This is a genomic window from Delftia sp. PX-1 (assembly GCF_055797465.1).
The window spans coordinates 4,009,157-4,030,362 of record NZ_CP184763.1; the positions used below are offsets into that span (position 1 = coordinate 4,009,157).

Below are 21,206 nucleotides of genomic sequence, written 5' to 3' on the forward strand. Positions count from 1 at the left end.
CCCGCACGGCTCACCGCAGCTGTCGGGCCTTGACCACCAGCAGCGCCCCGGCCATCAGGCCCACGCCGGCCAGTTGCACGGCGCCCAGCGCACGCCCGTAGACGGCCCAGTCCAGCACGATGGCCGTCAACGGATAGACGTACTGCAGCACGGCGATGCGGCCCAGCGTGAGGCGCGCCATGCCCGCAAAAAGGATGGCGTAGGCCAGGCCGGTGTGCAGCACGCCCAGCCCGGCCAGCCACGCCCAGGATGACGGCGCCTGCGGCCAGCCATGAACCAGCGGCACCCACAGCAGCAGCACGGTGCCGACCGCGCATTGCCACCAGGCCAGCGCAAACGGCGTGACCACTTTCTCGGTCTTGGCCAGGATGGTCACGGCTGCATAGCACAGCGAGCCGGCCAGGCACATGAGCAGTCCGGACACATGGTCCGGTCCCCAGGCCGCCGCATCGCCACCCAGCAGCCCCGTGGTCAACACCAGTCCCAGCAACGCCGCCAGCATGGCCACCGCCTGCCGTGGCGCCACGGCCTCGCGCAGCACCAGGGTGCCGAACAGCATGATCCACACCGGCTGGATGTGGAACACGATGGTGGCCACGCCAATGGAGGTGCGCGGTATGGCGGCAAAGAACAGCGCCCAGTTCAGCACCATGAGGACGCCGGTGGCCGCCACCACCGGCCAGCTCCTGCCGCGCACGCGCAACTCGCCCATGCGGCCCGTGGCCAGCCCCCAGGCCAGCAGCGCCAGGGCACCGAAGGCGCAGCGAAACAGCACAGTGACCAGCGGATGCTGTCCGGCCTCCTGCACGAACACGCCCACGGTGCCCAGCAGCACGCCGCCCGCGATCATCAGCCACTGGCCGCGTGTCTCCTGCGCTGTGGGAGCGGCTTGTGCGGTCGCGGCGGAGGCTACGGATGCGGCCTGTAACGAATGGGTTCTGTCTTGCATGGCCACGATCGTCTCGTGGCAGGAAATTCTCGTAAAGCAAATAGTTTGCAGGTTTAGTATTCGATATTCGAATCCATGGAGCATGCCGTGAACCACCCCGACCTGCAGATCGACTGGCTGCGTGCCCTGGTGGCCGTGGTGGATGCGGGCTCGCTCTCGGCTGCCGCGCCGCTGCTGCACCGATCACAGGCCGCCGTGAGCATGCAGATCAAGAAGCTGGAGACCGCCCTGGGCCGGCCCGTGCTGCTGCGCGGCCCGCGCCATCTGCAACTGACGCCCGCCGGCGCGGAGCTGCTGGGCTATGCCCGGCGCATGCTGGAGCTGCAGGCCCAGGCGCAGCAGGCGCTGTTCGGCCCCGACCTGTCCGGGCGCGTGCGGCTGGGCGTGCCGGACGACTACGCATCCACCTATCTGACGCCCGTGCTGCGCAGCTTTGCAGGCCGCTACCAGGGCGTGGAGATCGAGCTGACCTGCGAGCAGTCCACTGCACTCATCCCGCAAGTGGTGCGCGGCACGCTGGACCTGGCCCTGGTCTCACGCGACAGGCCCCAGCGCGGGCGCCTGCTGTTCCACGAGCCCCTGGTCTGGGTGGGCGCGCCGCAGCACGAGGTGTGGAGGAAGAATCCCCTGCCGATTGCCGTCTACGAGGCCGCCAGCCTGGCGCGCACGGCCGCGCTGTCCAGCCTGGCGGCCCAGCGGCGCGCGCACCGCGTGGTCTATCACAGCTCCAGCCTTGCCGGCCAGCTGGCAGCCGTGGAAAGCGGCCTGGCCGTGGCCGTGTTCACGCGCTGCAGCGTGCCCCCGCACTTGCAGGTGCTGCAGAACCTGCCGGCCGGCTTCGAGCTGCCGCCGCTGGTGTCCATGGAAGTTTCAGCCCTGCGCAGCAAGGCCTCGCAGGGCTCGGCGGCCGTGGATGCCATGTATGGGCAGTTGATTGCGACACTGGGCCAGGCACCTCAGGAACTGACCAAGGCCTGACGCCTGGCGAGGTTCGGCAAGCATTCTGCGCACGCATTTCGCTGTATAGCTGCGCTCGCGCGTTCCCATGCGCGAGCAATGGCTGGCCGCAGGGGCTGCGCTGGGCAACTTCCTCAATGCTGCGCACCAGTTGGGCTTTGGTGCCATCGTGCTCAGTGGCGAGCGCTGTTTTGACCCGGCCCTGCATTCAGCGCTGGGTTTGCGCGAGGGCGAGCATCTGGCCGGCTTCATCAGCCTGGGCTCCATCACCAGCCAGCCATCCCCGCGCGCAACGGTGGCGCCCTCTTCCATGCGCACGGCATGGCAGGCGGAGCAGGCAGCAGCGGTCACGGCGCAGGCCCTTCTCCAGCCAGACGGCAACCACGACAGCCACGGCAGCGATCTTTGAAGCCGCAGCCAGCGCGTGCAGGGTGGTGCACAAGTGGCGCTCAGGTGGCGCACAGGTGGCGCACTGACTGCGCGGGGCGGTTAGAGTTGCGGGGCTGCTGCGCCCTCTTTTCCATCACGGAACAAGCTTTCATGATCATCCGGCCCCGCCCCCACTGGCTGCGCATGCTCTTCGTGCTGCGCGGCTCGGTGCTGCCCGACATCCTGCCCCAGCTGATGGCCGCCACCCTGTTCGCCGTGCTGGTCACGGCACTGCACGGCCAGCTGTTCGCATGGAAGGTGCCGCTGAACTTCGTGCCGTTTTCGCTGATCGGGCTGACGCTGGCCATCTTCCTGGGCTTTCGCAACAGCACCAGCTATGCGCGCTATTGGGAGGCGCGCACGCTGTGGGGCACCCTGCTCAACGAGACACGCACCCTGGTGCGCCAGGCCCGGACCTTGACCGATGCACCGCCGCAGCACGCCCCGGCCCTGGCCATGGTGCTGGCGGCCTTCGTACATGCGCTACGCCACCAGTTGCGCGGCACCGATGCCGCGGCCGACATGCGCCGCCTGCTGCCCGCCGCCGACTGCGAGCGCCTGGCCACGGCGCGCTTCAAGCCTGCCGTGCTGCTGCTCATGGCCGGCGAATGGCTGCAGGCACGCCGCCAAGACGGCAGCCTGCAGCCGGTGCTGGTGCCCGCCATGGAGGCGCCGCTGTGCAAGCTGGGCGAGGCGCTGGGCGGCTGCGAACGCATTGCGGGAACGCCGATTCCCTTCACCTATGCGGTGATCATCCACCGCACCATCTACCTGTACTGCCTGCTGCTGCCCTTCGGCCTGGTGGATTCCATCGGCTTCATGACGCCGGTGATCGTGGCCTTCATCGCCTACACCTTCTTCGCGCTGGAGGCGCTGGGCGCCGAGCTGGAGGAGCCCTTCGGCACGGCACCCAACGACCTGGCGCTGGACGCCATGTCGCAGATGATCGAGGCCACGCTGCGCGAGCTGACCGGCGAGGTGCTGCCCCCTGCCCCGCAGCACAAGGATGTGCTGTTCCTGACCTGACCCTGCCTGCCGGCCCGGACAGCACCAGCGGCACAATCTGCCACCCGCATCACAGAAAAAGGACAAGCGCCATGACGGAGACAAGCAAGGTCAAGGGACCGGCCTCGTATTTCCCTTCCATCGAGAAGACCTACGGCCAGCCGATTGCGCACTGGATGCACCTGCTGCAACAGCAGGACACCCGCAAGCACATGGAACTGGTGGGCTGGCTCAAGGCCCAGCACCAGATGGGGCACGGCCATGCGAATGCGCTGGTGGCCGTGTTCCTGGCACAGGCCTGACCTGCACCCGGCAACCCTCAGCCGATGGCCGTGCCGAAAGCCTGGCGCACGGCGGCACCCGCTTCGTCAAACAGGCGGCGTGATGCCGGCGCCAACCCCAGCATGTGCATGCAGGCGTGCACCATGCCGGGCAAGCGCACTAACTTCACCGCAACACCTGCCTGGGCCAGCCGCTGCGCATAGGCTTCGGCCTCGTCGCGCAGCGGGTCGTATTCGCAGCTGATCACCGTGGCAGGCGGCAGGCCTGCCAGATGGTCCGCGCGCAGCGGAGAGACAAGTTCTTGCCGCCCCGGTGCCGCATCGCCCAGGTACGCGCCATAGCAGTACTCCATGGCCGCACGCGTGAGGTAGTGGCCCTCGCCGAACTGCTGGAACGACTGCGAATCCATGGCCGCGTCCAGTGCCGGGTACAGCAGCAGCTGGTGGGCGATGGCCGGTGCGTCCGCCGCTCCCCAGCCTTGCTTTTCCTGCGCCAGCAGGCAGGCAGCGGCCGCGAGGTTGCCGCCCGCGCTGTCTCCGGCCACGCCGATGCGCCTGCGGTCCAGGCCCAGCGCATCGGCCTGCTCAAAGGTCCAGGCAATGGCATCGCAGAAGTCATGCAGCGGCCCGGGAAAGCGGTGCTCGGGCGCCAGCCGGTAGTCCACCGAGACCACGACGGCGCCCGTTGCCGCGGCCAATGCGCGGCAGGGGTTGTCGTAGACCTCCAGCGAACCCAGGCACCAGCCGCCGCCGTGGGCGAAGACCAGGGCGGGCTGGGGCGTGGGTGTGACCGAGGCCAGCGGCCGGTAGATGCGCACGCGCAGCGGCGCACCGTCGCGCGCGGGCAGCGTGAAGTCTTCGGTGCGGGCCACGGCCTCGGCCGGGCCGTGCAGGGCGCGCAGCCCGGCGTCGGTGGCCTCGCGCAGCGCCGCCAGCGTGGGCGGCGTGGGCGGGGCCACGGCCTGGGTCGCCTGCGCCAGCTCGGCGAGATAGCGCGCAATGTCAGCGTCCAGGCCCATGGTCACAGCGTCCTTTGCAGGAAGGGCAGCAGTTCGGCGATGAAGGGCTCGGCGGCTTCCTCCATGATGAAGTGGCCGCAGCCCGGCACGATCACGCCCGACAGGTCATCGGCATGGCCGCGCAGCGTGGCCAGCGGCGCATCGGCCGTGGCGTGCTCGGCGCCAATGGCCAGCACGGGCATGGCCAGCGAGCGCAGCGCACGCTCGCGGTTCTGGCGGATGGTTTCGGGAATGGCGCGGTAGTAGGCAAAGCCGCCGCGCAGGCCACCGGGCGCCGCATAGGCATCGACATAGACGTCCACGGCCACGCGGTCGCGCCGCAACGACCAGCGGTTGAACATGAATTCCAGGTAGGCACGCTCGCGCCCCGCGATCAGGGTCTCGGGCAGGTCGGCCAGCTGGTTGAACATGAAGTGCCACAGGAAGATGTTCTGCTCGGGCGGCGCAAAGATGCTGGGCTCGGGCGCCAGGCCGGGGATCACGGCCTCGGTCAGCGCCAGGGACTGCACGGCCTGCGGCTGGTCGCTGGCCAGCGCATAGGCCACCCACATGCCCACGTCGTGGCCGGCGACCTGGTAACGCTCATGGCCCAGCGCCAGCATGGTGCGGTGCAGGGTCAGCGCGATGGAGCCCGTGTCGTAGCCGGTGTCGGGCCGGTCCGAAAAGCCCGTGCCCGGCGGATCGACGGCAATGGCCTGGAAGCCCTGCGCCGCCAGCGCCTGCATGACGTGGCGCCAGGCATACCAGGTCTGGGGCCAGCCCGGGATCAGCAGCACGGACGCGCCCTGCCCGGCGGTGATGCAGTGGATGCGGCGGCCGTCGATGCGCACGTAGTCGTGCGAGAACCCGCAGGCCTGGTCTTCCTGCTTGCGCAGGGCGTTCGATGTGAAAGCGTTCATTGTTGGATTCTTTTTGAGGTTCTTTGGCTGCGGGCGTGCTCAGGCGATGCCGAGCATGGCGTTGATCTGGCGCTGGTCCACGGGGGCGCCGGCGAAGTCGTCAAAGATCTTGTCGGTGACGCGGATGATGTGGCGGTTGATGAAGTCCACGCCCTCGCGTGCCCCGTCTTCCTGGTCCTTGAGGCAGCACTCCCATTCCAGCGAGGCCCAGCCCTGGTAGTCGTACTGGGCGAACTTGGAGAAGATGGCCTTGAAGTCCACCTGCCCGTCGCCCAGCGAACGGAAGCGCCCTGCCCGCTCCAGCCACGAGGAATAGCCGCCGTAGATGCCCTGGCGCCCGCTGGGCAGGAACTCCGCATCCTTCACATGGAACATGCGGATGTGCTCGCGGTAGATGTCGATGTAGTCGAGGTAGTTGAGCTGCTGCAGCACGAAATGGCTGGGATCGAACAGGATCTTGCAGCGCGCGTGCTGGCCCACCAGTTCATGGAAGCGCTCGAAGCTGGTGCCGTCGTGCAGGTCTTCGCTGGGGTGGATTTCGTAGCACAGGTTCACGCCCTGCTCGTCGCAGGCGTCGAGGATGGGGCGCCAGCGGCGCGCCAGCTCCTCGAAGGCGGTTTCGATCAGGCCGGCCGGGCGCTGCGGGAACGGGAACAGATAGGGCCAGGCGAACGAGCCCGAGAACGTGCCCATGTCGCTCAGCCCCATGCGGCGCGATGCACGGGCCGACAGCTTGAGCTGCTCCAGCGCCCACGCCGTGCGTGCGGCCGGATTGCCGCGCAGCGCCTCGGGCGCAAAGCTGTCGCACATGGCGTCGTAGGCCGGGTGTACGGCCACGAGCTGGCCAAAGATGTGCGTGGTCAGCTCGCTGGCCACCAGGCCGTGCGAGGCCAGCATGCCGTTGACATCGTCGCAATAGGTCTGGCTGCTGGCGGCCGTGGCCACGTCGAACAGGCGCTGGTCCCAGGCGGGAATCTGCAGGCCCTTGAAGCCCACGCCGGCTGCCCAGCGTGCGATGTCTTCCAGGGAATTGAACGGTGCCTTGTTGTCGGCAAATTGCGCCAGATGAAGGCTGGGGCCCTTGATGGTCTGCATGTGATTTCCTTGCGTTGAGCTATTGTTTGTTGATCGACAAAGAATAGTATCACGCCAATGCGGCTGCTTTTGCGAAGCCGATGCAAGACAGCATCAAGGCGCCGCTAAGATGCCGCCCTGACTGTTGAGAAGGATGAGGAAGATGGCCGGAAGACCCAGGGAATTTGACCGAGACCAGGCGCTGGAGCGCGCCATGCTGGCGTTCTGGCGGCGAGGCTACGAGGGCACGTCCATGGCCGACCTGGTGCAGGCGCTGGGCATTGCGTCAGCGCGCATCTATGCGGCCTTCGGCAGCAAGCAGGACCTGTTCCGCGAGGCCGTGCAGCGCTACGAGGCCGGTGATGGCGGCTTTGCCGACCGCGCCATGGCCCAGGAGCCGCGCGTGCGCGACGCCCTGGCCCGCGTGCTGCGCGATGCCGTGGCCACCTATACGGACGATGCCCATCCGCTGGGCTGCATGGTGGTCACCGCCGCCACCAATTGCGCCGAGGAAAACGAGGCAGTCGCCGCCTGGCTGACCGAACACCGCCGCCAGCGCACGCAGTCCCTTATCGACCGCCTTCAGCGCGCGCTGGATGAAGGCGAGCTGCGCGCCGGCACCGATGTGCAGGCGCTGGGCGATTTCTATGCCACGCAACTGCACGGCATCTCCGTGCAGGCCCGCGATGGCGTGCCGCGCCAGCGGCTGCTGGCTGCAGTGCAAACCGCCTTGCTGCTGCTGGACACGGCGCTGACGTCCGCAGGCAAGGCGGACTGAACCGTCAGGCGCCGAGCTTTTGCAGTTTTTGCAGCTCGGCGCGCAACTGGATCACGCTGGGCGTGACGATGGGGATGAAGGCCGATTCACGCCAGCGGCGGGCAAAGCCATCGTCCGCATCCAGGCTGTAGGCATGGCCACCGGCCGTCTGCAGTTCCAGCTGCATGGCCTGCTGCACGCAGTCGTGCAGGGCCAGGCGCAGCGCGAAAAGCCGCTCGGGCGCCTCCACGAAATCGCCGGCCTCGACACCGGCCTTGAGCGCGGCCACCGCCTGCTCCAGATGGCTGCGGGTATCGTCCAGCGGCTGCTGCAGCACATGCCCGCCCTGCCCCATGCGCGAGGCGGCCTGCGCACAGGCCGCGCGCGCCAGGCCGATGGACAGGCCGCATTGCATGCCCAGGAAGGCCGGCCGCACACGCGGCAGGAATCCGCCGGCGCGCTCGGCCAGCAGATCGCCTTCGGTGATGGCCACGTCCTTGAGTTGCAAGGCGGCGGTGTTGGTGCCGCGCAGGGCAATCAACTCCAGATCCGGCGAGCGCTCCAGGCCGGGGCGATCGGACGGCAGGGCCACGATCATGGGCGGCGCGCCGTCGTCACGCGCCACGGCAATGGCGGCCAGAAAGCGCGGCCCGCGCAGGTTGGTGCACCAGGGCACGCTGCCGTTGAGCAGCCAGCCGCCGCCTTCCCGGGCCGTGGCGCGGATATTGAGTGCCTCCAGCCCGCTGAGGAATTTCATGATGTTGGACAGCCCCGAGGCACCGGCCGCCTCGCCCGCCAGCAGCGCGGGCAGCCAGCGCTCGCGCAGGGCCGCATTGCCGGTGTTCGCCAGCATCTCGATCAGCACACGCTGGCCCCAGAAGGCAAAGGCGGCGGACATGGAGTGCGTGGCCACCTGGGCAATCGCCTCGATGGCATCGCCGGCGCTGCCGCCCTGCCCGCCCAAGGCGTCAGCCAAGCCGTGGCCCAGCAGCCCGGCTTCGGCCAGATAGGGCACGACGGCGGCAGTGGCCTCGCCGTTGCCGGCATCCAGCGCCTGGGCACGTGCATCCAGCCATTGGCGGTTGGCGCCGGTCAGCAGGGGGAAATTGGGCATGGGCTCAGGCATGGGATCGGGCATGGGGCTTGTCATCTTGCGGGTCACCATAAAAAAAGGGACCGCTGTGGGAACAGCGGTCCCTTGCCATCCTAGCGCAGCACACAGGCTGCGCAGATGACGCGGCGCAAGCTCAGTGCGCCGCCACCTTGCCGGGGCGTGTTTCCTCGCGCAGGGCCTTGACCTTGTCGCTCAGGCCGGGCCATGGCTGCAGGCCGTACTGGCTGCGCATGGTGTTGAGCAGCGTGGCGATCTGATCGTCGCTGAGGTTGTGGCGGAAGGCGGGCATGGTGCCCAGCTGCGGGCGTGCCGGTTGCGTGATGCCGTTGAGCACCACATGGATGGCGTTGGTCGGCGAATCGCTGTACAGGTTGGTGTTCAGCGACAGCTGGGGACGCACGCCGAAGCTACTGCCGGCCAGCACGCCGCTGGGATCGGCACGGTGGCAGGCCATGCAGGCGCCCTGGTACAGGCGGTAGCCCTGGGCGTCGACCGGCAGCTTGGCAACCTCGGTCTTTTCCTTCACCAGCGCCTCGGCGTCACCCGTGCCAGCGGCATCGGCCACAGGCTTGCGGTACGACATCAGGTAGGTGGCCATGGCGTTGATGTCCTCGGCCGACTGGTGGGACAGGCCTTCGATCACGGGCGCCATGGGGCCGGCGGCCACGCCGTGGCGCTCCGAGAAGCCGGTCTGCATGTAGCGGACCAGGTCTTCTCGCGTCCAGGGCAGCGGGGCCACGGCCTTGTCGTTGAGCGCGGGCGCATCCCAGCCGTCGATGAAGGCGCCGGCCAGGTGGTCGGCACCCTTTTTCTCGGCGCCGAACTGGTTGCGCGGCGAGTGGCAGGCGGCGCAGTGGCCCAGGCCTTCGACCAGGTAGGCGCCGCGAATCCACTCGCCCGACTGGTTGGCGGGCGCGGGCTGCTCGCCCGGCTCCAGGTACAGCGCATTCCACAGGGCCAGGCCACGGCGCACGTTGAACGGGAAGTTCAGCGCGGTCTTGGGTGCCTCGTTGGAGACAGCCGGCTCGGTCATCAGGAAGGCGTACAGCGCCTTCATGTCCTCGTCGGTCACGCGGGTGAATGCCGTGTACGGGAAGGCCGGGTACAGGTAGTTGCCCTCGCGGTCCACGCCATGGCGCATGGCGCGCTCGAAGGCCTCGTACGACCAGCGGCCGATGCCGGTTTCGGCATCGGGCGTGATGTTGGTTGAGTAGATGGTGCCGAAGGGACTGGGCATGGCCAGGCCGCCTGCGTTGCGCTGGCCGCCCGGTGCCGTGTGGCAGACCGCGCAGTCGCCCATGTGCGCCAGGCGGCGCCCCTGGTCGATCTGCTGCTGGCTGAATTCCTGCACCGGGATCTGCTGCAGGGGCGCGATCTCGCTGCGGCCCGTGGCCAGCCAGAAGGCGGCGCCGGCCACGGCGGCCAGGCCGACCACGCCGAGGGTGATTTTCTTGAGTGTGTGCATGTTCCGGTCCTCCGCTCTCAGTTCTGTGCCTTGTCGGCCGGGGCTGCATCGGCAGCCTTTGCCTTGAGTGCGGCCAGCACGCGTGCCGGGGTGAACGGCACTTCGCGCAGGCGCACGCCGGTGGCGTCGAACACGGCGTTGGAGACAGCGGCGGCGCTGGGCACGGAGGCCGATTCGCCCGCGCCCATGGGGTCTTCGCCGGGGCGCTCGACCAGTTGCACGTCGATCTCGGGCAGCTCGTCAAAGCGCAGGATGGGGTAGCCGCCCCAATCCAGCGAGGTCACGCCCTTGCTGTCGAAGGTCACGTACTCCTTGAGCACGCGGCTGGTGGACTGGATGATGTTGCCGTGCACCTGGTGGCGCACGCCGGCCGGGTTGACCATCTCGCCGCAGTCATGGGCCACGAAGACCTTGTCCACCTTGATCACGCCGGTCTCGCGGTCCACGGTCACGTCGCAGATCCAGGTGGCCCAGGCCGCGCCGTAGCCGGGGAACTTGCTGTGGTAGTAGCGGGCATAGGCAAAGCCGCGGCCCTTGACCAGGCGCTGGTCGGCCGGCGCGGGGTTGCGGTGGGCCGGGCCGTCCTGCCAGCCGGCCTGCTTGTGCGCAGCGTGCGTCAGCGCCACGGCGCGCGGGTCCTTCAGGTAGCGCAGGCGGTAGGCCAGCGGGTCTTCGCCGGCCAGGTAGGCGCATTCGTCGATCCAGCATTCATGGGCAAAGACGTTGGGCAGGGCCGAGACGCCGCGCATCCACGAAGCGCGCACGATGGGCGCCGCATCCTGCGAGACCACGCGCATCTTGGGGTACTCGTACTGCGGGATGGCCGTACGGTCGCCCATCTGCAGCACCTTGGGCTTGTTGGGCACCTTGCCCGTCAGGATCAGGGCCAGGGCAGCCGCGTCGTTGGACGGGTAGCAGGTCTTGAGCTCGTAGCCCAGCACGGCATGGTTCTCGTCCAGGCCGCCGCGCACGCGGATCAATTGGCCCGTGCCCTTGGGCTCCCAGGCGGCTTCCTGCTCGCGCATCAGCTGCACTCGTACCGGGCGGCCCACGGCCTGAGACAGCAGCACGGCGTCGGATGCCACGTCGTCCGCGCAATTGCGGCCGTAGCAGCCCGAGGCTTCCAGGCGCGTCACATTGATCTGGTCGGCCGCCATGCCGGTCAGCGTGGCGATGTCCTTGCGCACGTCGTGCGGGTTCTGCGATCCGGTCCAGACCTGGATCTGGCTGGCGGACACCTCGGCCACGGCGCAGGACGGGCCGATGGAGGCATGCAGGTGGTAAGGCCAGACGTAGTCGGCCTCGATCACCTTCTTGGCGCCCGAGAAGGCCTCGTCAATGCCCGCGTCCTCGCGCAGCATGCGGTCGGTCTTCTCGTGCTTGACCAGGGTGTCGTGCATGGCGTTCAGCGACAGGTCGGGCACGCCGGCCCAGTCCTTCCACTTCACCTCCAGCTGGCGCATGGCGGCAATGGCCTGCTCTTCGCGCTCGGCCACGATGCCCACGAAATCGCCCTGCACCACTACCTTGACGATGCCCGGCAGATGCGCCACGGACTGTTCGTTCACCGAAATCAGGCTGCTGCCCAGCGGCGCCGACGCATCGGCACCGCCGTAGGGCGGGCGCACCACGCGGCCGTGCAGCATGCCCGGCACGCGCACATCGTGCACATAGGCCAGCGCGCCCAGCACCTTGGCCGGAATGTCCACGCGCTGCACGGACTTGCCGATGTAGTTGAAACCGCCGGTGCGCAGCGGCACTTCCTTGTCCAGCGCAATGTTCAGGTCCTGGCCCTGGGCCAGTTCGCCGTAGCCGATGCGCCGGCCGCCCTTGGCCACCACCGCGCCCTTGGACGTGGTCAGTGCGGACACGGGCTGCTGCAGCTTCTCGGCAGCCAGGCCCAGCAGCAGCTGGCGCACCTGCGCGGCGGCCTTGCGCATGGGGATGGCATCCACCTGAATGGTGTTGCTGGCAATGGTCGGGCCCTGGTTGGGCGTGCGGCCCGTGTGGCCCAGCACCATGGTGATGCGTTCGAACTCCACATCGAGCTCATCGGCCACCAGTTGCGCCAGCGAGGTACGGATGCCCGTGCCCAGGTCCACGTGGCCGTGGTAGGCCGTGACGCTGCCGTCCGCGCCAATGGCGATGAAGCTGCTCACCCGGTCAATGGGGGGAATGGGGAAGGCGCCGGCCACGGCGGGCGCCGTACCCGTGCTTTCAGCCACCAGGCCAGCGGCCGCCACCGAGCTGACCATGACCATGCCGCCCAGCTTGAGCAGGTTGCGGCGCGTCAGTTGAAGGGGGTTGGATGCACTCATGCTGCACCTCCCTGAGCGATCAGCACGCGGGCGCGGGCGGCGGCCCGCATGATTTCCACATGCGTGCCGCAGCGGCACAGGTGGCCGGACAGGGCCTGGGTGACTTCCTCGTCGGTGGCCGTGGGCTTGTGGTCGAACAAGGCCACCAGGGCCATGACCATGCCGTTGGTGCAGTAGCCGCACTGGGCAGCCTGCTCGTCGATGAACGCCTGCTGCACGGGGTGCAGTGTGTGGACGGTCTTGCCATGCGTGTCAGCCGACGGCTTGCCGGCAGGCATCCCCGGCACGGCGGCCGGATGGGCGGCTTCCCAGTCACGCGCCACGCGGGCGTGCTCGGCCTGGGTCGCGTCCTGGGACAGGCCTTCCAGCGTCGTGACCTTCATGCCCTGGACCACGCTCACGGGAACGGAGCAGGAACGTGCCACCTTGCCGTCGATCAGCACGGCGCATGCGCCGCATTCGCCCAGGCCGCAGCCGAACTTGGGGCCATTGAGCTGCATGTCGTTGCGCAGCACATAAAGCAGCGGCGTCTCCGGGCTGACGCCCTGGATCTCGACCTCTTGTTGGTTGAGAGTGAATTTCATCGTATGCAAACCTTGTGGTTGACAACAGGTGCAAACCATAGGTGCGCACTGAAAAATCAGGCGTCAGGCACGCCGCAGCAGGGCCCGAAAAAGAAAGCCCACCGCCGGCGGGGTGGGCTATTTCACGTGGTTTTTAGAGGCAAGTCGGATGGCTGGCTGCCTGTTGTATGCAAACGATTCTATGCCTCGCACTTGCTCGCCGCTGCCAGTGGGCCGCCATCCCGGCACCCGCACAGACTGCGGATTTCCGTGGCTTTTTATGCACAAGACCAAACTCATCCATCGGAAATATCCACAAAAGCACAGCGCAGCAGGCTGATCAGTGAGCCTGCACCAAGAGCGAAAAGGAGTGCACCACCGCAGTGCACAGGACGGCAGAACACGCTGCAGCAATTCCCGTCCGGATCTTTCAGCCATGCACGGCCGGGCATAGAGATCGCAGCCCGTCCAGGCGTTCAACGCGTCGGCTCGAAAATCACACCAACCCAGCAAAACACTCGGCTTTTACCTGCATCAAATTCCAGTGAGAACGCTTGAAATTCACGAATGCATCATGCGCAACGCCTGCAAAACACATGCTCGTCTGCAGGATCGGCACCACGCAAGGCTGCTGGCTGCCACCCCAAGCATCAGCGGGTGCCCGGCGTGATCTGGATCGTGCCAAGGCCCGAATCCATGGCCACACGCCGCCGGGGAGTCAGCCAATGAACCCACAGTCCCCAAAGCCACCCCAGCGCAAACACGCAGGCCAAGGCCAACATGCCCCAGCGCCCGGCAGACAGCGCGCTGTAAATCCAGTACGGCATGCCCCCCAGGCCGAAGAGGCAGGCCCATCGCCGAAGCGCGGCGGAACGGGATTGGGACAGCCAGACGGCAAGGGCTGCGGGAAGTGCGAAGGCGATCTGATCGATGCTCATGACTGCATCATACTGTACAAATAAACAGCATTGCACAGAAAAATCCAGACGCTTGCACAAGGCACGTCGACGGGACGGCCACACCCTCTGATTTGTTCGCATCTCATCTGGCAAGCAGCGTACAGACTGGACTTGAAGGATTCCGAATCCGCACCGGAGTTTGGGTAAAGCGCGGCCCTTGCATCGCTCAATCCCAACACCGCCGGCCAAGAACCCGGAGTCACGGCTTATCCAGTTCCACCCAGTCCGAAAGCGAGGGTGCACAGGATTTTGAAAACCCGCAGAACATACAGCGCCATACTGCGCAACGGCTCTTTACCCAAGGTTTACCTGACAGTTTGAACGCATTCGGGACGGGCAATGCTGGTCATAGGGGGAAATAATCGAAAGCATGCAAACCGGTTCTTAAAAAACAGTTAATATTCGCGCTTCAATCCATGAAAGGCAAACTACCGTGAGCAACACATACAAAGAACTTCTGGCGCAGCGCGAAGCACTTGAGGCCCAGATCCAGACAGCACGCAAGCAAGAAGTCAGTGATGTGATCGCCAAGATTCGCGGTCTGGTTCAGGATTACGGCCTGACAGCCGACGACATTTTCACGGCACGCCGCGCCTCCTCCACCGTGGCTCCCAAGTTCCGCAATCCAGAGACAGGTGACACCTGGACCGGACGCGGCAAGCCGCCCGCCTGGATAAAGGACAAGGATCGCGCCCAGTTCGCCATCTGAAGCCCTGGATAAACGCCTCCATGAAAACAGCCTGCAGTCACTTGCAGGCTTTTTTCATTCTGGCCCCACCTGGAGCGTACACCTGAATTGGCGTGCCTGCACTTCTGCAGGGCGGCATTGCCCTGGCCTGGCCCCGTGCAATCGCGGCAAGCACGCGCACATGCCCTTAGACATGCACTGTGGATGGATGCCGTGGTTCAATCAGTCGGCCTGATCTGCATCTTGAAATTTCTCGCTGCAGAGACCGGCCCCCGACGTTCGGCCTTCCATGACAAAACAGATCTCCGCCCCGGACAGTGCCCCCACCGCACGCCGTCCTGACAAGCTACCGACCGCCTTTGGAACGACACCTGTCGCAGATGCACTCTTGCGGCCCCATCTGCCATTTTCAGGACAGCAGATTCTGTTCATCTCGTCATGCGACGATCAGCACGCCCATCTGCTCCCTTTGCTCAAGGAGTGGGGTTTGGTGACCACGGCATGCCGCCATCCCACCGCGATTCGCCAGGATCGGCTACAGAAGTTCCACGTTGTCGTGCTGTGCGGGCCGAAGACCTCATGGAATCCCAAGGACGAAAACCGCCTGGTGGCAGGAGCGGCACGCATCATCGAATGTGAAGCCAGCCATCCCATGCAGCCCAGAGTGATCAATGCCCGCATCATCGCGGTATCCTGGCATTCACCGCAGGGGATTTTTGATGCGCTGACGATGGCGATCCATTCAACGCATGCCAACCCCGACAGTCTCCTGCCGGCTGACGAAGTCGTCCATTTCGAGAAAATTGCGCCACCCATCAGAAATGCCTTCCTGGAATCTGCGCGCTCTTCTCTGGCAACCATCAAATCCAGCCCAAACTGCAAAGATGTGCAAAGAGAGCTTCACAACCTGTCTGGCTCACTGAGATTCTTTGATCTGGTCGAGTTGTCAATACGGTGCGCCGACCTGGAAAGCCGCATGGGCCATGATGGGCTGGCATATCACAGACATTCGCTCTCGCTGCTGGAGCTCCAGCTTGAAGCAGTCATCCAGGACATACAGGCACTGAAGGCGGAATGAACATGCATCATTGAGATCTCGATGATGTCACCCACCCACATTCCAAGGCATATTTCATAAGGTCTATGTCTCGCTCTATGCCGAGCTTTTGCATGGCCTTGACTTTTTGCGTGCTGATGGTCTTCTTGCTCCTGTTGAGCTTGGCTGCAATTTCATCAATGCGCAGGCCAGCAGCGTACAACCGGACTACCTCGGACTCCTTGGGGCTCAGCTCGGCAGGCACTCTTCTCTCCCCCTGCACTCCGCCCAACCCGCCTGCACCACCTCTTTCCAGCCGCTCGGCGATGGCTGGCGAAAAATAAACTCCGCCAGTGAATGCCGCGTGGATCGCGGGAACAAGATGCAGCACCGGATCGGCCTTGCTGACAATACTGATGTTCGAGACACGACCCAGAGCCTGGAGTATTGCCGAGTTATCCAGCATGGTCAGGACCACCAGACCCAATTTTGGGAATCTTCTCGATATATAACCGAATAGATGCAGTCCATCTCCATATTGCCCGGTCGGCATGGAGTAATCGGATACAAGCACATCAAAACCTCCCTCTTCCAGCTTTTGAATCAGATCGGTTGAATTTGAAACACTCCCATTCAATGCAATTTCTGACTCACCAGACAATTCATGCCTGACACCTGATATTATCCCAGGATGATCGTCCGCCAACAATACGGATATTTTCAGGTATTTTTTATAGTCCATGGTGCGTAAATATGAATAACCTGACACCAGCCGGCTTTCAGCCTTTCTCACAAATCTTTCAGAACGTCCATGAAATTCACGAGCTCCCCATCGACCGCTCGAAAATCTCGCGCATTGACAAGAGAAGAAATCCTATCAAGCGCCTGGACTATGTCATTGAACCCTGCCACTGCAAATGCCCCCTTCATGGCATGAATTTCCCTATGCACAGCCACGAGATCTCTTTTTTCCAAGGATTTCTTCAAGGAGATCAAGGATGCTTGTGTTGTTGAGACAAGAATGTCACGGTAGCCAGAAATCTTGCTTGTTCTTGCCGGCAATGCATCCACTTGGCAAACCCCGGACTTGCCGATATTTCTATCAATGAATTCCTTGATGCTTTTCAGGGAGGCTGGTTTGACGATGATGTCAGATATGCCGAATTTGGCACATTTATCCCTTTCATGCTTGCCTGCGTTTGCCGTTATTGCCCCCACTCTAATCCCGGGGTAATCCTTACGGATGTGCTGTGCAAGCACATAACCGTTCATGCCGGGCATCTGCAGGTCGGTTAGAACCAGGTCATAGGCCAGCTGTGCCAGCATGCTCAAGGCAGATTCCCCTCCTTCTGCAGAATCGGCCTCATACCCAATGATCCTCAGCTGATCCAGCAACAGCATTCTGTTAACAGGGTGGTCATCCACCACCAGAATCCTTGCCGAGAAATCCTCTCGTTCGTCCTCCGAAAGCAGGACATCGCCATCCTCCCAAGCGACAGCGGATGATGCGGGCTGCGCATGGTATGCGGGCAGCACCAGCTCGAAAATGCTGCCTTTTCCAAGGACACTTGAAAACCGGATCTCCCCTCCCATGAGGTGGGCCATCCGCTGGCACAGCGTCAGCCCAAGTCCGGTTCCTCCAAACTTCGTGGCGATTTCCGAGCCGGCCTGCTTGAACGCATCGAAGATGAACGCATGCTGCGAATGATGAATACCTATTCCAGTATCGGATACCTTGATGTTCAGCTCGCCGGATCTGTCGGATGCATATACCTCTATTTTTCCACTCTTGGTGAACTTCAAAGCATTGCTGAGAAGATTGTTGAGTATTTGCTTGATGCGCTCAGCATCGCCAAGATATCCAGACTTCAGCGAATCATCGATGGTCAGGGAAAATTCAATTTTTGCCTCTGTCACCAAGGGTTTATAGATGGATGCCACCTGCCTGATCACGGACTTGAGATCGAATCCGGCCATCTCGACACTCATCTGACCAGACTCGACCTTCGAGAAATCGAGGACATCATTCAACAGAGACAAAAGAGAATGTGAGGAATTCGAAATGATGTCCAGCCGTGTTTTCTGCTCCATGGACAGAATGCTTCTTCCCAGTATTTCCAGATTCCCCAGTATCGCATTGAGTGGAGTGCGTATCTCGTGGCTCATTACGGCGAGAAAAGATGATTTTTCATGGTTTGCCTCTTCCGCAGCCTTCTTTGCATCCTCCAGGCTTCTTTGGACCTGCTTGTGAGCCGTGATATCGGCAAACCCGCACAACAGCACGTTCCGACCTTGGTATTTTGCCTTCACCATGATCATGGACAGCTCTGCAATGGTTCCATCGTTGGAAATCACCACCTCGCTGGACACGGGCACATAGTCACTTTTCCCGCCACCAAGATATTTCTCCACATAAACTCTGTGGAAATAGCCGATCAATAGCTCTCCAGGGACCGGGCCACGCAGTACTGCACTCTCCTTGTATTTGAACATCATGCTGTTCTCCAACAGCATCTTTTTCTCCTTGAAATCAAGAAGACCCAATCCGTAAGGAGCCATGGCAATGATGGTTCGACTCAGCTGCTCGGTATCGAAAACATTCTTTGCCTTTTCATAGATTGGAATAAATACCTTTTCGTAGAAATATATCAAAAAGCACCAGAACAAGACAATGAATATCAACGAAAGAATCAAATATACGAACGATTTTCCCTTTAGAAAAACCGCATCCTTCCACGAAAACACGTGGAGCAGAATCATGTTTGTATTCGATATTCTCGAGTAGTAATGAAAAAAACCATCCTTGTATACAGCACCATACTTGAACAGAAGATAGCGACTCACCAGGTTGCCTTGGAATTTCGATGTTTCAATATCAAAGAAATCCGCTTTGCTGTAGCCCTCTGGTTCAACACCCAGGGCAACGCTTCCCCGGGAGTCCATGATCAGAAAGGAACTTCTATCCTCACCTTGCTGCATCAGATTCTCAATATGCTGGGTAGGCATGTCACTCACCACGGTGAGAAATGGCTTACCCCTGTGGAATGCAGAAACAACAACCTGGAACGACATTTCACCCGTCAGAATACTTTTGGTCGGGGGAAGCCAAATGGGGTGGCGCACTTGTCCGGAATGAAGTGGAACGCCTTTGTCTTTCGGCAGCCCGGCAATCTGTTGCTGAAGCTCCAAGAGCATCCGTTCCCGCTCAGGCTCATCTGGAATCTGAGGCAGGAGAGCACCGATGAACCCGCCATCCGGACTGAAGGCATATACAGATATGGCTCTTCCATCCTGAAGAAAACTGGAGTTTGCCAGGTATGCAAGCTCCTCCAGCATATCCCTGTATCGCCTGCATGCAGGCTTGTCGCCCTTATCCTCGAGCAAAACCACCGGACTCACACCCGTGATCATAGCGCCCGGCCTGCCAACTCCCGCCGGTTGCGATATATGCGCTTGCCCCCAAAGCAATTCTGATGCGATTATTCCACGCATCATGATGACCTGCTTTGTTTCTATCTCCACCAGAATTCTAGTTCTCTTGTTCTGAAAAATTGACCTTCTTTCCTCCATGAAATCATTGAACTCGAACGATGCCGCAAATAACGCGACAATGATCACAAGGAAAGAAAAGATCAGCCCCCACCAAAAAGCAGTCTCTTGTTATATCTGGCCAGAAGCAGAAGATCTTCCTTTTCTGCAATTTCTTTTTTATGGATTTCCATCTGGACATCGATATACAGCCATTGCTCAGGCCAATGATCGCCTCATGTAGTCGATAAAATCTTTGCAGGAAAGTGCTCTGGAATACAAGAATCCCTGGGCGACATCAGCATCCATCCTCCTGATCATTCCCAGATCATCAACGTCCTCCACTCCCTCAACAACCACCTGTGCCCGAACATCTTTCGCAAGCGACACCGCTTTGCTCAGCACTCTCTTTGCATGGGCCTGGTTTCTTGCAGCATGCAGCAAAGCCTTGTCAATCTTGATCTGGTTGAAAGGAACGCTAAGCAGGCGCCCTAGGGTTGAGCCGCCCACGCCAAAGTCATCCATTGCGCACTGAAAGCCGCTCATTCGTAAATTCGCAATGACACCGCCCAGGGACTTGTCGAGATCATCCGCCCCATCTTCCGTCACCTCAAAACCGATATTTTCAGGGGAGACCCCTGCATCCCTGATTACGCGCAATGCCGAATCCATCCACTCCCAGGATGCCGCCAGGGAGGCGGATACATTGATGCTGCAGATGAACTGCCCTGAAGGTGCTGCCGATTTGATGAAAGAGATGGACTGCAGGAGCATTTGGAGAGTGAGCTCATGCATCAATCCATGGTCTCCGATAGCCTTCATGAACGCAGCAGGTGGCAACAGTTCCGTGGCCGAAATAGGCCACCGGGCCAAGGCTTCCGCCCCGATGATCCTGCCCGAGCCTGCATGATGCAAGGGTTGAAAATGGGCAACGATTTCGCCGCTGTGCAAAGCGTTCATCAACCTTGCTCTCGGGATCGGCAAGATCGTCCTGGGCTGACCCTTCGTCTTGGTCCGCCCCAGGATACGCAGCAGGAAATCCCCGTTGACCGGCACCTCTCTTGCCATTCTGGAGCGAGATATTGCACAGACGATGTTGAGTGCCAGGCTCCGGGCATAGTCAGCGACCGCATGGAATATTCTTGGTTCGCAGCTGCTGACAAGGATGATGGGGACATCCACTTCACACACTGCCAGATCATTGAGGAATCTCATCAGCTTTTCGCCGATGAAATCCATATCCACAAAGGCCGCATCCGCATTGAATTTCTTCAGTTCCGCCAGAAGCTCATCCGTATTGCTGATCCATTGAATGCCGTGAAAAATTCCTTGCTGTTTGCAACATTGCTGTATCCAATATGGGGCCATCGGATCGTTTGTGGCAACGAGCATTCTTTTGCCATGACCGGGACTATTTTCTGGCATCAATCCATCCCATCTCTATTCCATAGCGAATGAGGTCAATGTCCTTGCGGATGCCCAGTTTATTCATGACCGCCACCTTGTGCGTACTGACCGTCTTGATGCTGCGATAGAGTTTTTTCGCTATTTCAGACACTGTCATTCCAGAAATGAAAAGGAGCAGAACTTCCTCTTCACGCTTTGACAGTTCTATCGATGTTCGTACCGCCCCGAGCCATTCGCCGCCAAGCAGTTTGCTTGCGCTCGGCGAAATGAATTGACCATCTGTGTATGCCGCATAGATCGCCGGCACCAGGCTCCCCAAAGAATCTGTTTTATGGACTATCCTGTAGATCCCCTGATTGGCAAGCGACTTGATGATCCCAATATTCTCAATCATGGTCAGCATCACGATCTTGACGCCGGGAAATCGTCGCCGGATGACATTCAGCATGACCAGGCCGTCGCCATAGGTTCCGCCGGGCATTGAATAATCAGTCACCAGCACATCGCATTCGTTCTGCCTGAGAAAATTGATGATTTCCGTGGAGTTTTTCGCTCGACCCACAATCTCTATCTCATTTTTTTCCTCCAAAACACTTTCTATGCCTGCCAGAACTGCCGGATGGTCATCGGCAATCAGTATCCGCAAGACGAAATTTTTCATGACTCAAAAAATTAGCAAGAAGAACATTCCTATTCTAGGCAGTGGCGCACTAGGATTTAATTGGATTAATCTGATTTTTCCACTTCAAAATCTAAGA

General features: G+C 62.0%; 20 protein-coding genes. 7 read left to right on the forward strand and 13 right to left on the reverse strand.

Annotated features, from left to right (window positions below):
- Positions 1 to 10: 10 nt before the first annotated feature.
- A complete protein-coding gene (locus ACN20X_RS18355) occupies positions 11 to 949 on the reverse strand; it encodes a DMT family transporter (RefSeq protein ID WP_473209715.1) in 939 nt (312 codons plus the stop codon).
- Between the two features lie 75 nt (positions 950 to 1,024).
- Between ACN20X_RS18355 and ACN20X_RS18360 the strand changes: the two genes are divergently transcribed.
- The 4 genes from ACN20X_RS18360 (at position 1,025) to ACN20X_RS18375 (ending at position 3,642) form a co-directional block, all read left to right on the forward strand.
- Entirely contained in the window at positions 1,025 to 1,927 is a 903-nt protein-coding gene (locus ACN20X_RS18360) for a LysR family transcriptional regulator (RefSeq protein ID WP_046985503.1), read from the forward strand.
- 67 nt (positions 1,928 to 1,994) lie between these two features.
- On the forward strand, positions 1,995 to 2,315 hold the full coding sequence (locus tag ACN20X_RS18365; RefSeq protein WP_017405159.1) for a nitroreductase family protein: 321 nt from the start codon (positions 1,995 to 1,997) through the stop codon (positions 2,313 to 2,315).
- Between the two features lie 131 nt (positions 2,316 to 2,446).
- Positions 2,447 to 3,361, forward strand: a complete 915-nt coding sequence (locus tag ACN20X_RS18370) for a bestrophin family protein (RefSeq protein WP_016451738.1) — start codon at positions 2,447 to 2,449, stop codon at positions 3,359 to 3,361.
- Between the two features lie 71 nt (positions 3,362 to 3,432).
- On the forward strand, positions 3,433 to 3,642 hold the full coding sequence (locus ACN20X_RS18375) for a DUF4287 domain-containing protein (protein ID WP_016451737.1): 210 nt from the start codon (positions 3,433 to 3,435) through the stop codon (positions 3,640 to 3,642).
- Between the two features lie 17 nt (positions 3,643 to 3,659).
- On the opposite strand, the gene ACN20X_RS18380 is transcribed toward ACN20X_RS18375, so the two are convergent.
- From ACN20X_RS18380 to ACN20X_RS18390, 3 genes are read right to left on the reverse strand one after another with little or no spacing between them, the layout of a single operon-like run.
- On the reverse strand, positions 3,660 to 4,640 hold the full coding sequence (locus tag ACN20X_RS18380; protein WP_016451736.1) for an alpha/beta hydrolase: 981 nt from the start codon (positions 4,638 to 4,640) through the stop codon (positions 3,660 to 3,662).
- Positions 4,641 to 4,642: 2 nt separating this feature from the next.
- Positions 4,643 to 5,539, reverse strand: coding sequence for an alpha/beta fold hydrolase (locus ACN20X_RS18385; protein ID WP_473209716.1), 897 nt, complete (start codon positions 5,537 to 5,539; stop codon positions 4,643 to 4,645).
- Positions 5,540 to 5,578: 39 nt separating this feature from the next.
- Positions 5,579 to 6,634 carry a sugar phosphate isomerase/epimerase family protein gene (locus ACN20X_RS18390; protein WP_016447053.1) on the reverse strand — a complete coding sequence of 352 codons (1,056 nt, stop codon included), beginning with the start codon at positions 6,632 to 6,634 and terminating at the stop codon, positions 5,579 to 5,581.
- Between the two features lie 142 nt (positions 6,635 to 6,776).
- On the opposite strand from ACN20X_RS18390, the gene ACN20X_RS18395 reads away from it, so the two are divergent.
- Positions 6,777 to 7,391, forward strand: coding sequence for a TetR/AcrR family transcriptional regulator (locus tag ACN20X_RS18395; RefSeq protein ID WP_051170607.1), 615 nt, complete (start codon positions 6,777 to 6,779; stop codon positions 7,389 to 7,391).
- Positions 7,392 to 7,395: 4 nt separating this feature from the next.
- Here the strand turns inward: ACN20X_RS18395 and ACN20X_RS18400 are convergent, their stop codons facing one another.
- The 5 genes from ACN20X_RS18400 to ACN20X_RS18420 all read right to left on the reverse strand — a co-directional run bounded on the left by ACN20X_RS18400 (position 7,396) and on the right by ACN20X_RS18420 (position 13,768).
- Entirely contained in the window at positions 7,396 to 8,535 is a 1,140-nt protein-coding gene (locus ACN20X_RS18400) for an acyl-CoA dehydrogenase family protein (protein WP_016451734.1), read from the reverse strand.
- An 82-nt stretch (positions 8,536 to 8,617) separates the two neighbouring features.
- Positions 8,618 to 9,949 carry a c-type cytochrome gene (locus ACN20X_RS18405; protein WP_016451733.1) on the reverse strand — a complete coding sequence of 444 codons (1,332 nt, stop codon included), beginning with the start codon at positions 9,947 to 9,949 and terminating at the stop codon, positions 8,618 to 8,620.
- A gap of 17 nt (positions 9,950 to 9,966) precedes the next feature.
- Positions 9,967 to 12,267, reverse strand: a complete 2,301-nt coding sequence (locus ACN20X_RS18410) for a xanthine dehydrogenase family protein molybdopterin-binding subunit (protein ID WP_012205755.1) — start codon at positions 12,265 to 12,267, stop codon at positions 9,967 to 9,969.
- Positions 12,264 to 12,851, reverse strand: a complete 588-nt coding sequence (locus tag ACN20X_RS18415) for a (2Fe-2S)-binding protein (RefSeq protein ID WP_016447058.1) — start codon at positions 12,849 to 12,851, stop codon at positions 12,264 to 12,266. The genes ACN20X_RS18410 and ACN20X_RS18415 overlap by 4 nt, the downstream gene beginning before the upstream one ends.
- Positions 12,852 to 13,480: 629 nt before the next feature.
- Positions 13,481 to 13,768 carry a hypothetical protein gene (locus ACN20X_RS18420; protein WP_016447059.1) on the reverse strand — a complete coding sequence of 96 codons (288 nt, stop codon included), beginning with the start codon at positions 13,766 to 13,768 and terminating at the stop codon, positions 13,481 to 13,483.
- Positions 13,769 to 14,222: 454 nt separating this feature from the next.
- On the opposite strand from ACN20X_RS18420, the gene ACN20X_RS18425 reads away from it, so the two are divergent.
- Both ACN20X_RS18425 and ACN20X_RS18430 read left to right on the forward strand, forming a co-directional pair.
- Positions 14,223 to 14,498 carry an H-NS histone family protein gene (locus tag ACN20X_RS18425; protein ID WP_016447060.1) on the forward strand — a complete coding sequence of 92 codons (276 nt, stop codon included), beginning with the start codon at positions 14,223 to 14,225 and terminating at the stop codon, positions 14,496 to 14,498.
- A gap of 268 nt (positions 14,499 to 14,766) precedes the next feature.
- Positions 14,767 to 15,555: an Hpt domain-containing protein gene (locus ACN20X_RS18430; RefSeq protein ID WP_227469558.1), complete on the forward strand. Its 789-nt coding sequence runs from the start codon at positions 14,767 to 14,769 to the stop codon at positions 15,553 to 15,555.
- 7 nt (positions 15,556 to 15,562) lie between these two features.
- On the opposite strand, the gene ACN20X_RS18435 is transcribed toward ACN20X_RS18430, so the two are convergent.
- From ACN20X_RS18435 to ACN20X_RS18450, 4 genes are all read right to left on the reverse strand, one after another.
- On the reverse strand, positions 15,563 to 16,255 hold the full coding sequence (locus ACN20X_RS18435) for a response regulator (protein WP_016451730.1): 693 nt from the start codon (positions 16,253 to 16,255) through the stop codon (positions 15,563 to 15,565).
- A gap of 47 nt (positions 16,256 to 16,302) precedes the next feature.
- Complete coding sequence (locus ACN20X_RS18440; RefSeq protein WP_473209717.1) at positions 16,303 to 19,131, reverse strand: hybrid sensor histidine kinase/response regulator; 2,829 nt, start codon at positions 19,129 to 19,131, stop codon at positions 16,303 to 16,305.
- A 129-nt stretch (positions 19,132 to 19,260) separates the two neighbouring features.
- A complete protein-coding gene (locus ACN20X_RS18445; RefSeq protein ID WP_191625538.1) occupies positions 19,261 to 20,433 on the reverse strand; it encodes an EAL domain-containing protein in 1,173 nt (390 codons plus the stop codon).
- 19 nt (positions 20,434 to 20,452) lie between these two features.
- Complete coding sequence (locus tag ACN20X_RS18450; RefSeq protein ID WP_016447065.1) at positions 20,453 to 21,109, reverse strand: response regulator; 657 nt, start codon at positions 21,107 to 21,109, stop codon at positions 20,453 to 20,455.
- Between the last annotated feature and the right edge of the window lie 97 nt (positions 21,110 to 21,206).